This window comes from Candidatus Jettenia sp. AMX1, from assembly GCF_030263775.1.
Lineage (GTDB): Bacteria > Planctomycetota > Brocadiia > Brocadiales > Brocadiaceae > Jettenia > Jettenia caeni.
This window is the reverse complement of the sequence record NZ_SZPP01000068.1, coordinates 12,813-27,409: the sequence shown is the minus strand read 5'-3', so window position 1 is coordinate 27,409 and position 14,597 is coordinate 12,813. Positions and strand designations below refer to the sequence as shown.

Sequence of the window (14,597 nt, the reverse complement as noted above, 5' to 3'; positions counted from 1 at the left end):
GGTCTTGTAGCCGTGAACAGTATTTGTGAATAGTGTTAGTATACTTAACCAGACACTTACACTCATAACTGACACGAAGAAATAAGATAGCCTTACTGCCGAAGATATTTTCCATGAGTATCTTTGCAGTAAGGCTTTTTTGTTTTCATGATGAGAAAGGAGGCTCAACAATATCATAAAGAAAGTGCACAATTCCTTTTAATTTTTATAGGAAAAATTTACTCCTGTGCGGAATGCAAAGACACAATGATTTTGTCAATTTTCACGAATAATTTTATCTGAATTGTTTTGCGAAGTGAAAGAGAAAAGGAGGGCAATCATGATGTCTGTTCGAACATATTTTACTATAAGAACTCCAGGGATATTGTTTACCATTAGTCTACTACTAATAATTCTTGGAGCGGTTTTTTGGGGAAGTTCTGCAGAAGCGGGGTGCCAGAGAACTATTAAAGCCGATGTTGTGGCACTGGATCAGCCGTTCTTCTGGAACCGGCTTGGCGCTTCCCAGCCACAGGGTATGATCTTTGCGCTGAAACGAGATGTTATCCCAATCTCAGGGAGCGAATTAACTCCTGGAAACGTTCAGCTCCGGCCAGATAAACGACCTCGCCCACTCGTTCTTCGTATGAATGAGGGTGATTGTCTGGAGATCACTTTTACCAATCTTTTGGCAAACGCACCTGTTGATGACGAGCAACCGGCCACGAGAGCAGCCTCGGTACACGTAGTCGGTATGCAGTTAGTAAACGGCATAGCTGACGATGGTTCAAACGTTGGTGACAATCAGAATAGTGGTCTCGTTGAACCCGGAGATTCTGCCGTTTATACCCTGTACGCCGAACGTGAGGGGTCTCATTTTCTCTACAGTGCAGGAGCAACGGTTGGCGGTGAGGGGGACGGAGGATCTTTGAACAGCGGTCTCTTCGGCGCTGTCAATGTCGAGCCCAAAAACTCTGTATGGTTTCGTAGCCAGGTAACGGCCAGTGACATAGTGATTGCCACCACGGCAACAACTCCTACCGGGCAGCCTAAAATCAACTACAACAAGGTCTACCCTGGTGGGGCAACGTATCCTTCCGGGGGTTTAATACCTTCCAATACTCCCGTTTTAAATATCCTCGATAGCGGCAACAATATCGTCCACTCGGACCTGACGGCAATCATCGTCCCTGCCAGTGGCACTTACTTACCAAATCCCGTCTATCCGAACCGTAACCAGCCATTCAGGGAGTTTACCATAATGTATCACGATGAGATCGGCGCCGTACAGGCATTTCCTGCTTTCTTCGAGGATCCGGTTCTTATCCATACGTTACATGGCGTGCGGGATAGTTTTGGCATTAACTACGGTTCCGGCGGTGCAGGCGCGGAGATTATTGCCAATCGTCTCGGGGTTGGTCCGATGTGGGACTGTACCGAGTGCAAGTACGAGGAATTCTTCCTGAGCTCGTGGACAGCGGGCGACCCTGCTATGGTGGTTGATAATCCGGCTAATCTGAGAGTAGACCCAAATATTTTGGACACCCTGGTACCCGGACCAGTTGCCACTGAAGCTCTTTACCCTGATGATCCATCGAATGTCTATCACTCCTATCTCAGTGATCATGTAAAATTCCGGGTACTCAACGCAGGTTCCAAGGAGCACCACATCCATCATCTCCATGCGCATCAGTGGGTACATAGTCCTGACAGCGATAACTCCTCCTATCTTGATAGCCAGGCCCTTGGTCCCGGCAGTGCATATACGACGGAGATTTGCTATAACGGCAGCGGAAACCGTAACAGAACTCCGGGAGATTCTATCTTCCATTGCCACTTTTATCCTCACTTTGCCCAGGGAATGTGGGCGCTCTGGCGTGTTCATGACGTCTTTGAGGATGGTACACGCAAGCTGCCTGACGGAGAGATTGTAGCCGGTACACCGATTCCGGGTGTGGTACCGCTGCCGGGTTTGCCCATGGCGCCGATGCCGGGGGCAGTGGTAACCATTATACCAGCCGATGCGAATGGCGATGGTACTGATGATTCGAGCACGGTACAGATTACAGGAAACGGGAATCCCGGGTTTCCGTTCTTCGTTCCTGGTGTTGCAGGCCATCGGCCGCCCCATCCGCCGCTTGATACCATTCATGATGGTGGTCTGCCCAGACATGTCGTTGTCAGCGATCCCGACAACGTTACCAGGGAAGTGCATACGCGCCTTGACTTCACCAAGGAAATCCTGGCTATGAAGGCTCAAGAGCTTCCTGAGAATGGGACGGATGTTGAGAAGGCAGCCATGAGTTTTCACGAACAGTTAAATCATCCGTCTTCTGCCGTCGATCTCAACGGAAATGTTGCTGCGGGCAATTTCGTTACTAACGGCCGGCCCCGGGTGCGGGGGGCTCCATTTGCAGACCCTTGCGTTGATGATTCCGGAGATCCCATTACAACCATTCGAACCTATAAGGCTGCGGTTATCCAGATCGATGCTATCCTCAATAAGGCAGGCTGGCACTTCCCGCAGACACGCATACTCTCGTTATGGAAAGACGTGTCGGCATACTATAATGGGACCCGTGCGCCTGAACCCTTGTTCGTCCGCGCTAATAGTGGCGATTGTGTTGAGTACTGGCACACGAACCTGGTTCCTCATATCTACGAGTTAGATGACTTCCAGGTCCGCACACCAACTGATGTCATCGGGCAGCACATCCATTTGGTAAAATTCGATGTGTTGTCTGCTGACGGATCGGGCAATGGCTGGAATTACGAAGACGGTACTTTTAGTCCGGACGAGGTGAAAGAAAGAATTGAAGCGCTGAATCATTTTGATCCTACCGGTAAGAGCGGACTTCTGGATGACGATGGCCAGCCGCAGCCGGACTTAGAGGCAGAGGCCCATCCATTTTTCCATGTTGACGGGGCTCAGACTACAGTCCAGCGCTGGTATGCGGATCCTCTCTTAAACCTCAATGGACATGACCGTACCCTCCGTACCGTGTATACCCATGATCATTATGGTCCATCGACACACCAGCAGGCAGGCCTGTACGCCGGGTTGCTTATCGAACCCAAAGGATCAACATGGCGCGATCCGGTAAGTGGTGTTACCATGGGAACGCGTGATGATGGAGGACCGACTAGTTGGCGGGCTGATATCCTGGCAGGAGAAGATGGCGCTGATAGTTACCGTGAGTTCATGTTCGAGTTCATCGATTTTCAATTGTCGTACAGGAAAGACAGCCATCCCGAACTGCCGTCCGGGGGAGGCCCAACTTTCCCGAAGCCGTGGAATGGTGTTGCCCGTCAGCCTGGAGGAGGTTTCGATAAACCAGCCCAACCGGATCTGGCTGTCAATCCGCCTGGCAGGGAGGAAATCGGTCTTCCCTTCCTGGTAAAGCGAGCCGAGGAATGCCCCGGTGGTGAACCGCTCCCTTGTCCCGAAGCCATTTCAGCGGATGATGTCGGTACTTTTTCGATCAATAACCGCAACGAACCGATTGCCTTGCGGATCCGTAATCCAAATACCAATACCCAGGCAACGGATAAGGCAGGTGATCTTTCCTACGCCTTCCGTTCCGATGTAAGCCGGGCCGATCCGGCCTTTAACCTTTCTCCGAGTAATTGGCCTTATCCGAATGCAACGGCATCCCAGGGCGCGAAACGCGGCGATCCTTTCACACCTCTCTTGCGTGCCTATCAAAATGACAGGATCGAGATTCGCACCATGGTCGGCGCCACAGAGGAGGGACACAATTTCTCCATCCACGGACTCAAGTGGTTCTATGAACCTGGGTGGACAAACTCGGGCTATCGCAGCTCTCAGATGATGGGTATCTCCGAGCATTTTGAGATGGTAGCGCCCGTTATAAAGGTTGAAACCACCAGCGGCAGGCGGTTTAACGATTATCTCTATAAACCGGATTCTTCATCGGATGGTCTTTGGAATGGTTGCTGGGGAATCTTGCGCGCATACAAGAACCTGCAGGATGATCTCATGCCGTTGCCTAATAACATGGATATTCCGGGTGATATGATTGCCAATGCTGATGATTTTGAGGGTGTTTGTCCTGATTCGGCGCCGGTGCGGTCATATGCAGTAACGGCGGTTCTTGCTAAGAATGTCCTGAAAGAGAAAACATTAGTGTATAATTCCCGGGAAGAGAATGATGGACCGCTCCATGATCCTACAGCAATACTCTTCGTTTTCCATGGCGATCTGATAAAGTCGGGTCCCGATGAAGGTAAACTGAAACCGAATATTCCGGTAGAACCACTGGTCCTGCGCGCAAATGCCGGCGATTGTATCGAGATAAACTTCAGGAACAGGCTTCCATCAGGAGCAGCTCCCGATTTGTCTGGCTTTAGCACGATGCCGATGATTGTAGATCACTTCAACATCAACCAGGTTCGGCCTTCCAGTTACACGGGACTGCACCCGCAACTGGTAAGTTACGACATCGCCAGACATGATGGTGTTAACGTTGGTTACAACAGTTTACAGGCTACCAAGCCGGGAAGCAGCAAAAGATATCGATGGTATGCAGGTCACCTGGATTTGCAGCCTGATGGAACCCTGAATGCAAAACCAGTAGAATTTGGCAGCATAAACATATCATCATCTGACCTTATCAAACACAGCAATAAAGGGGCGGTTGCGGCGTTAATCATTGAACCGCAAGGGTCGAAATGGAAGACCGATTTCGATCTGAATCAGAACAGGAAATCCCGTATGGCTGCCAATATTTATGATGCAAATAATAACCTTTTATTCCGTGAGTTTGTTACCGTATTCCAGGATGACATCAATTTCCGCTTTGGTGATAAACTGGGTGATGGTACTATTGCTGATAATGGGCCGGTACCTAACACAGCGGAGGCTGAGGATGCGGAGGATTCAGGCCAGAAGGCCGTCAACTATCGCAGTGAGCCAATGTGGTTCCGAATGGGCTTTGCTCCGGATGCGCCTTTGACGTTTACCCGAACCGTTGACTTTGCCAATGCGCTTACGAATGCACAGGTCGGAGATAAGGACCCGGAAACCCCTGTCTTCACGGTTAATAAAGGAACACAGGTCCGTTTCAGGGTGCTTCAGCCGGGAGGCCATCCGCGCAACCACGTATTCATGGTGCATGGCCATGTTTGGCAGGAGTTGCCGTACCAGAATAATTCCACACGGATTGGTGATAACAAGCTAGGGGGTAAATGGTTGACTATGTTTGAGGGCGCCAGAATGGGTCATGGCCCGACGAACCATTTTGATGCTGTGCTCCAGAACGGCGCCGGTGGCAAATTTGGAGTTGCCGGTGACTATCTCTGGCGTGATATGTCATCCTTCCAGTTCGATGGCGGAATTTGGGGTATCATGCGGGTTAAGGAGTAACTTTTTCATCTGAGTTGCTGAAGGTGAAGAGGGAGGATACCGTTCCGGATTACTACAATCTGGAGGTATCTTTCCCTCCTCTGTTTCTGATTCCTAAACAGAAAGAAAACAGATGGAAAAACAAGGTATCATCTCTGCAGAACTTTAAATTTGATATATTCTTTAGTCGGAGATTTGATGAAATGGTTAAATTCCTCTTCGCCAGAATTAGATATATGAGATATATTAGCAAAAAGTTTGCGCTTTTCTGTTCAGCAGTGATTTGCCTCTTTCTCCTCTCCTGCGATACCTCATTCCAGGGCAGTGTGGCTAAAGAAGGACTATCAATTTCTGAAAAGGAGCCAGGAACGACAGATGTGGCATCGGCCTCCGGCAATCCCAATTCCGCTCCTGCACAGCAGGGAGGGACCGGCACGAGTAAGGCGTTAACCTCCGGAGAAGCAGATGAGGAAGCAAAAAAAATTGTCCGGGAGGGAATTGCTGTGGAATTTTCGATAATCCCTGTTGTTTCCGGAGAGAAGATTTCTGAGGAACTTAAAGAGGGTGATGATGTTACCGTACAGTTTAGGATCACTGATACTACGACAGGCGCTCCGGTGACCACGCTCGACCCTGCAGCGTGGATTCAACTGTCCACAACGGATGACTGTGCTGAGAAGGTACAATCGCTCCTGTCTGGCAGCCTTTCCTCGCGGGCAGAAATCGACTTGAACATCTTTTATGTCCTTACGCTCAACGATGAAGCAAGTATTTCGGTAGTTGATCCTCTCTTTAATTATGGCGGCAGCAATCTGCTGGCAAGGGTCCCTTTGAAAAGCCCGGGTGAGGATTGGGTTATGAGTCAGGATCAGAGGAGACTTTTTGTTACTATGCCACAGGCGAATCAGATTGCAGTTATCGATACCGCAGCCTGGAAGGTTGTCGCCAACGTCGATACGGGTCAGAGACCCATGCGCATAGCGCTGCAGCCGGATGAAAAGTACCTCTGGGTTGGCGCTGATGGCGCTGCTGATACCCTGGATACAACAAGCGGTGTGACGGTTATCGACACTGTTTCATTGAAGAAAGTGGCTCATATTCCCACCGGTGCAGGACATCACGAGATAGCCTTTACCGGAGATGACCGTTATGCCTTTGTGACCAACCGGGATGCTGGCACCGTTTCCATTGTCGATATCTGGAAACTAAATAAAATCCGAGATATTCAGAGTGGCAGGATGCCCGTCTCAATAGCTTACTCTGCCCTCAGCAAGGCGGCCTATGTAGTAAACGAAGAAGATGGAACGATTCTCGTTGTTGACAGCAAGAGCCTTGAGATCGTAAATCGTATCGAGGCGAAACCCGGACTTGGAGTCCTGCGCTTTACCCGTAACGGACGCCTTGGATTCGCGGTAAACTCCCGGGAAAATAGCGTTCATATTATTGATGCCTCAACCCATCGTATCATACAAACCGGTGACGTTGGAAAGGAGCCGGACCAGGTAATTTTTACGGAAAACACTGCCTACATCAGATCGCGGGGCAGCGAATCAATCCTCATGATTCCGCTTGATCAGGTTGGACATGAGGGAGCGCCTGTTCCCGTCAACGATTTCATCGGTGGTCAGGTTCCTTTCGGCAAGGCTCAAAGCCTGAGTATCGCCGACAGCATTGTTTCCGCTCCCGGAGGCGGGGCGGTTCTTGTGGCTAATCCGGTCGACAAAGCCATCTACTATTATCAGGAAGGAATGGCAGCGCCTATGGGCAATTTTCGAAACTATGGGTGCCAGCCGCGGGCTATTCTGGTCATTGACCGGAGTCTCAAAGAAGTAGAAGCAGGTGTCTATGCAACAAATACCAGGCTTACCCTTAACGGAAAACTTGATATTATCCTCTTTATGGATTCTCCCCGCATTATTCATTGCTTTTCGGTCAACGTGAGGGATAATCCGGATATATCGAAAAAGGATAAGCATCTGCCCCTGCGGGTGGAGCCAATGCTGGAGAAGAAAACCCTTTATGTGGGGGAGAATGTACAATTGCTGTTCAAGGTTATTGATCCAGGAACTGATCAACCCAGGGTTGGGCTGAAGGACTTCGGTGTTATGGCGTTTACTTCTGGTAACTGGCAGAACCGGCAATGGGCGAGGCCTGTGGGTGATGGTATCTATCAAATTGATCTCACACCCCCGAAGGCAGGAGCATACTATATCTCCTTCCAGTGCCCATCACTCAACGTCCGATTGAACCAATTGCCGCCTTTAATCTTACAGGTTGCCAGCAAAGGGTAATCCCTTGATACATACAAATTTAGGAATTTCAATATTTATTGTAGGGGCAGGTTTAAAACCTGCCCCTACGCCGGTGTTATAAAAAAATCGCCGAACGGTCTATTTTAAAAGTGGAGATTGCAGAAATGTCAAAATTCATCTGTTCCGGTAAAGAGTCCGGAAAAAGATTACTCAGATCATGGCAACTACTGGTGCCGGCGGTCTGTTTTTTCTGGTCAGGTGTATCATTTTCCCAGGATGAGATTAAGCCGGTTCCCTTACAGCCGAAACAAGCTATTCAGGCAGAAACCCCGGAATGCACAGAACAGAAGCCTTGCTGTCCACCTGAAAAAAAAGCACAGAAAGAGGGAGGTAAGGTTGCGGCAACTTTAAATATGAAGATACCGGATGTGGAACTCCTGAATCAGGAGGGAAAGAAGGTACGCTTTTACAGTGACCTGGTAAAAGACAAAGTGGTAGCTATAAATTTTATCTTTACCACCTGTACCACCATATGTCCTCCCTTGAGCGTTAACTTCTCTAAAGTCCAGAATCTCATGGGTAATCGTACCGGCAGAGATTTCCATCTGATCTCTATCAGCGTTGATCCCGTGAATGATACCCCTCAGAGGCTCAGGGCGTGGGGAGAGAAGTTCGGGGCAAAACCGGGATGGACCTTCCTTACCGGGAAGAAACAAGATGTAGATAAGCTCCTTAAAGCCCTGAAGGTCTTTACCCCGATAAAAGAGGACCATTCGCCTCTCGTCCTTGTGGGTAATGGAGCGAAGGGACAATGGACACGGGTTAACGGTCTTGCGCCATCGGCTCAATTAGTCCAGGTCATTGAGGATATGCTGGATAACCCGAAGAAAGAATTGTCTGGAGAAAAGGATAGGGCAAGAAAAGATAAAAGAGAAGCAGTTGCCGGAAGAGAGATCGTGAAGCTTGTCAGAGAGGTACAACAAAACACTGCTGTGCAGGGGGGAAATCCGGCGGCGCAGAAATATTTTTCCGATGTGGAATTGGTCAATCAGTATGGAGATAAGATGCGGTTTTACAGCGATCTGATCAAGGGAAAGGTCGTTATTATCAACTGTTTTTTTACCGAATGCACGGGCATCTGTCCTGTCATGAGCAAAAACTTGCTGGCAATACAAGAGGCTGTGGGTGAACGTTTGGGTAAGGATGTGCACATTATTTCCATCAGCGTGGACTCAATTACCGATACACCACAACGCCTCAAACAGTATGCTGATAATTATCATGCAAAACCCGGTTGGTATTTCTTGTCCGGGAAAAAAGAGAATGTGGATCAGACCCTCTATAAGCTCGGTTTTTTTGTCGAAGAAAGAGATCAGCACAGTGGTCAGTTCCTTATCGGCAATGATGCAACGGGACTCTGGAAAAAGGCGATGGGGCTGGCAAAGGCTCAAGAGCTTATTCCTATGGTAGAGGGAGTGCTTAACGATGGTATCAATTAAAGGTTTGGAGCCAATACAGAGACATTCCTGGCTTAACACCGGTATGTCTCTGAAGATTTTCGTGGCATGGATACTGGCAACTATCGCGATTTTTTATCTGAAGAATCATGTATCTGCCGGAACGGTCGTAAACCGGCAATTGACACCCCAGGAGAGACAGGGAAAACAGATATACTTACTTGGCTCTTCTGCTTCAGGCCGGGAGATTACTGCATTATTGGGTAATGACACAACAGAAGTGCCAGCCAGCGCGCTACCATGCGTAAGCTGTCATGGATATGATGGTAAAGGCAGGCCTGAAGGCGGGGTATTACCTTCTGATATAACCGGGGATTTCTTGATGAAACCCTATGGCATCACTCATCCTAACGGGAGAAGGCATCCGCCTTATACGGACCGGTTTCTCCGGCGAGCCATTATTGAGGGAATCGATCCGTCAGGGAATAAATTGTCTCCTGTAATGCCCGTCTATCGTTTTACCCGGGAAGAGGTTAATAATCTTATAGTATATCTCAAGCGGTTAGGGAAAGAAAAGGAGCCGGGGGTGACGGATACGAGTATCCTGGTAGGGGCTATTTTGCCGGGTAAAGGATTTCCGTCAGAGATGGCAATGGCCATGAAAGAGGTATTACAGTCCTATTTTCATGACCTTAATGAACAGGGAGGGATTTACAACCGCCGGATTGAACTCAGGTTTTCAGTCTCAGGAGATACCCCTGCAGCAACACAAGCGAATGCGATGTCTCTTCTTGAGGAAGAAGTATTCGTTATCAATGGCGCTTTCATTGAGGGATCAGAGAGAGAAATTGATGTACTTATACAGGAACGTGAAATTCCGCTTGTGGGCGCTATAACGAATTTTCCTCAGGTGGATTTTCCTTTGAACCGGTATATTTTTTATTTGTTCTCTGGTGTGAAAGAACTATCTCTTGCTATGGTTGAATTTGCATCGGAGAAGTTTGGTGCAGAGGATCCGCATATTGCAATCCTTTCTGCCGGTGGTGAAGTTTTTTCGGAAATTACCCATGCGATCGATGAGCAGTGCAAAAAAAATGGCTGGGATTCACGGGTAATACTCACATACCCGCATGATCAATTCGAGGCTAAACGTCTTGTGAGAGAGATGAAGGAGAAAGAGATAGATGCGATCTTTTTTCTCTGCTCAGGAAATGAGCAAAAAGCCTTGCTGAGTGAGGCCGGGCGGTTTCAATGGAGACCTTTTGTTTTCATTCCTGGTCCATTGATCGATAAGGAAATTCTCACGGTTTCTGCCGGCTTTAAAGATAAGATCTTTCTGTCTTTTCCCCGGGGACCCTCTGATATGATTCGCGCCTCCGTGAAAGAATATCATTCCTTTGCTGAAAAACACAAAATTCCTGCACAGCACTTACCTGTTCAGATTGAAGCTTATTGTTCAGCAAAAATACTTGCCGAGGGACTGAAGCGTGCCGGTAAGGATGTGAGCCGTGAAAGACTGGTAGCTGTACTTGAGGGATTGTATGAGTTTGAAACCGGTTTAACACCGCAGATAACCTTCGGTCCGAACCGGCGCATCGGCGCACTGGGAGCCTATATAGCATTAGTAGATCCTGAAGAAAAAAAGGTTATTAGTGCCAGTGATTGGGTAAAATTGCAATAAAGGGATAATAAATGATGAATAAACTATCATTACTTCTTTTCGCAAAGATTATGGTATTCGGCACGGTGCTTCTGGCTCAGACTGATGCTGTATTGAAAAAAGAGAAAAGGGTATTAGCTATCGGGTCCAGTGGAAAACAGGAGGATGGTGAGGATTGCAATATAGAGATACCATCCAATGCCGTTGCCATAGTTAATGGCACAATCATTAGCCAGCAGGCGGTTGATGAGAAGATCCGAGATTCCGTATTCGAAATCCAGCAGGTCTTGCTCGATGCGCGATCCAACGAACTTTATCTTAAGATTAATTCCGATCTCCTGGATCAGGAAGCGAAAAAGCGTAAGATTGATACTGCCAGGATACTCCAGGACGAAGTTATAGCAAAAGTCAAGGAACCGACTGAAGCGGAGGCGTTGGCTTTCTACCATGAGAACAAGAGCCAGCTTTCAGGAGAGTTTAACGCCTTGAAAGAGCAGATTATGAACTATCTTCAAAGACAGCGCCAGAGTGCGGAAGCAAAGAAGCTTGCCGAACTCCTTCGTTCGAAGGCTCAGATTCAGACGGTAGTAGACTACCTGACCCTTGCTGATGTTACTACTGAGCCGGATCGTGTACTTGCCGTAGTCAATGGCGAAAAGATTACCCTGAGAGATATTGATAAAAAACTTCAACCAGAGATTTTTAAGGTACAAGAGCAGATCTACGAGTTGCAAAAACAAACCGTTGACCTCATGATAAATGATCTGCTTTTTCAGCAGGAGGCGCAGAGAAGGAATATTACCATTCCGGAACTACTGAACGCAGAAGTTACTTCGAGGCAGAAGAGAATAACGAAGAAGGATATTCTGGCATTTTATATGAAGAACAAAGATAGAGTTGACGCTAATCACGGAATGGCAGTTGACAGGGGTAAGATCACTCAATATCTGAAACAGCACGAAGAAGAACGGGCGAAGGCTGCTTTTACTGAACAACTACGCCAGGCAGCTGCTCTGGAGATCTTTCTTGCTGCACCAAAACGTTCTATTGAAGCTATCTCGACCCGGGATCAACCATCGAAAGGCAATGAGAATGCTACAATAACTATTGTGGAGTTCATCGACTATGAATGTTCGACTTGTTCAAATTTACATGAAATGCTTGAAGAACTGATGAAAGAATATGGTAATAAGGTAAGGCTCGTAGCGCGCGACTTCCCGTTACAGCGGCATGCCAACGCCTATAAGGCTGCTATTGCCGCTGAAGCTGCGCGCGAACAGGGTAACTATTGGGAGTACATTGCCATTTTGTTTCAGAATCAGAGAGCACTCGGTGCCGACAATCTGAAAGAGTATGCAAGCCAATTGGGGCTTAACCGAAAGATGTTTGACGAAGCGCTTGATACTGAGAAATTTGCTGATAAGGTAAAGCAAGACCGAATGGAAGCGTTACGGCTCGGACTCAATTCGACACCAACTGTTTTTGTGAACGGCCGACGCGTTGCAGAGAAAACCTATGAATCTCTGAAAGCAGCCATTGAAACAGCCTGGAAGGAGGTAGCGATGAAGTAAAAAAAGCCAGGAATACTACCAGATAAGAATGTGCTTACTTCGAGATTGATGCATACTTCAGCTTGATTGTATAGGAATTTTCATTTTATGTAAGTGGTTTTCAGGGTGGCACAGACAGACTCCGTTTGTCCGTGTTGCCGTCTTTAACTTGAAGTTATACAAAACTCACAATTCCAGTCAATATACCTCTTTTTGTAATTTTCACATCATTTTTCACGAGCGGGAGAATCCTCATTCCACCCGGAATAACCCCCAAATTTCACGTTACCGTGCATGCAATTACCTACTCATTGTATGTTTTTGTGGTCATGTAAAATTTGATATAAGGACTTAAGCCATAATTTTTTAGGTGATAGTGTGTGATCACTGTATCTGTATTCATACAGAAGATATAAATTACTTTATCCTAAAAAATAAAACATATGGTACAAGCCAGCTTACCAGATACTCATATATTCTTAAATTCCAGTTACTTATGTTTTAATTTTATTCTTACGATAAGTTTCTCCGGAAAAAATTTTTTGGTAAGTATATTGCTAATACATCTACAGTTAGACTTCATAATTTATGAGAAAGATGTTTTTTTGAAAGGAAACGAAAGAATTATGATAAAGTTAACAGGCAAAGAACAAGAAAAAATTTTCTTAAAGATTTTGAATACGCTCAATGAGGCACAAACCCGGTGGTTTGTTGCCAGAGAAGCTATGCTTCTTGGACACGGAGGAATCAAGAGAATATGTGATATTACCGGTTTATCAAAACCTACGGTAATAAGAGGGATAAAAGAGCTTAAATCAAAAGGGACATTAGGGACATTGTACGAAGAGGGGAGAATACGCCAACCCGGAGGAGGACGAAAAAAGGTAGAAGAAAAGAATCCTGAAATTTTACATATACTAAAGCATATTGTAAACGAGACAACAGCAAATGATCCGAAAAGCTTGCTTACATGGACAACGAAATCTACGTATCAGATCAGCGATCAAATAAAGGAGCTAGGGTATTCTATAAGTGAGGATACCGTCCAGCGAAGGCTTAAAGAGCTGGAGTATTCTTTACAATTTAATGGAAAAATGTGGAAAGGGATTTCACGTAAAGAGCGCGAACATCAGTTTCAGTATATAAATAGCCTTGCAAAAAAGCATATTCGTGAAGGGAATCCGGTAATATCGGTTGATATAAAAAAGAAAGAGCGAAGAGATAGAGGTAAAAATCCTGATAAAAGATTGTCCCCAAAAGGATATTCAGAACAAATACATAGATATGGTCTTTCCACATTATCTGATAACAAAACAACAGCTTTTGGATCGTACGATATTCAGAAAAATAATGGAATGGCCACTGTTGAAGTATCTCGTGATGCGATAGAGTTTACCGCAGAGAGTGTTAAAGAATGGTGGTTCCTCTTTGGATCTAAACAATACCCTCATGCAAAAAGTATTATGATTTGTATAAATGGCTCAGAAAATAACGGTCTTCATGGTGAAGAATGGAAATACTATTTACAAAAAATATCCGATGAAATACAGAAACGTATCACGGTATGTTATTCTCCTCCGGGGATAAGCAAATGGAGTAATGTAGAGTATAAAACATTTTCTTTTGTCAGTATGAACCGGAAAGGAGAATCGTTGGTAAACTTTGAAACTGTTATCCAGGTAATCAACTCTCCCGGTTCGAAAACTTCAAAAAAGAGGCCTCTTTTTGATACGGATAATCGTAAAATAGAGATGGGAATACCAGATTATGAAATGACAGAACTAGGCAGCGAATTCCAGGGAACACCTTTGCAATGGAATTTCATTATTGTACCAGAAAAGAATGAGAGCCGAGATAGCAAAGAAAGAGTGCGTCATAACAACCTCCGGGAACGGGTATCGCATGTTTAGTCCGGCAATCTTTTCTCTCATCCGTTACATTCATATTTCCAGTGCACATTATATTATATAGAAAGCAAGCTATAGTCTCCCAAGGGAAGGACGAAGCCGAACATATTCTCAACAAGAGAAAGACTACCTCATCAGTCATGGTGAGGGTCTTTTCCGAAGCAATCCCAAAGGCAGTGATTGCTTCTTCGCCTTGCCCGATCCATCCTTGTATGGGAGAGCTGTTCTGCATGTCGTAAACTCTTAAGATCCATCTTGAAGGAATATGGGCAACGTGTGACATGACGCACTTCTTGCAATGTCACACTTTTGTGACAAGTCACGTTTTTTACAACTCCATTTTTCTTACATCAATAACAAGTAGGGCAAGGCTTTAGCCTTGCCGTCCTGCATATTTTCTCCATTCTCATTCAAATAAAAAAACGCA

Annotated in this window: 6 protein-coding genes; all 6 read left to right on the top strand. The window is 46.4% G+C overall.

All coding sequences use genetic code 11. The features are described from left to right. Positions 1 to 322 precede the first annotated feature (322 nt). The 6 genes from FBQ94_RS16375 (at position 323) to FBQ94_RS16350 (ending at position 14,173) form a co-directional block, all read left to right on the top strand. Positions 323 to 5,365: a cupredoxin domain-containing protein gene (locus FBQ94_RS16375; protein ID WP_285442273.1), complete on the top strand. Its 5,043-nt coding sequence runs from the start codon at positions 323 to 325 to the stop codon at positions 5,363 to 5,365. A 215-nt stretch (positions 5,366 to 5,580) separates the two neighbouring features. Further along, complete coding sequence (locus FBQ94_RS16370; RefSeq protein ID WP_285442272.1) at positions 5,581 to 7,635, top strand: YncE family protein; 2,055 nt, start codon at positions 5,581 to 5,583, stop codon at positions 7,633 to 7,635. A 125-nt stretch (positions 7,636 to 7,760) separates the two neighbouring features. Beyond that, positions 7,761 to 9,095, top strand: a complete 1,335-nt coding sequence (locus FBQ94_RS16365) for an SCO family protein (RefSeq protein ID WP_007222899.1) — start codon at positions 7,761 to 7,763, stop codon at positions 9,093 to 9,095. Next, positions 9,082 to 10,734, top strand: a complete 1,653-nt coding sequence (locus FBQ94_RS16360) for an ABC transporter substrate-binding protein (RefSeq protein WP_007222898.1) — start codon at positions 9,082 to 9,084, stop codon at positions 10,732 to 10,734. Before FBQ94_RS16365 ends, FBQ94_RS16360 begins: the two co-directional genes overlap by 14 nt. Before the next feature lie 11 nt (positions 10,735 to 10,745). Continuing rightward, positions 10,746 to 12,284 carry a thioredoxin domain-containing protein gene (locus tag FBQ94_RS16355; RefSeq protein ID WP_007222897.1) on the top strand — a complete coding sequence of 513 codons (1,539 nt, stop codon included), beginning with the start codon at positions 10,746 to 10,748 and terminating at the stop codon, positions 12,282 to 12,284. 605 nt (positions 12,285 to 12,889) lie between these two features. Beyond that, positions 12,890 to 14,173 carry an ISAzo13 family transposase gene (locus FBQ94_RS16350; RefSeq protein WP_007222896.1) on the top strand — a complete coding sequence of 428 codons (1,284 nt, stop codon included), beginning with the start codon at positions 12,890 to 12,892 and terminating at the stop codon, positions 14,171 to 14,173. Positions 14,174 to 14,597: the final 424 nt, after the last annotated feature.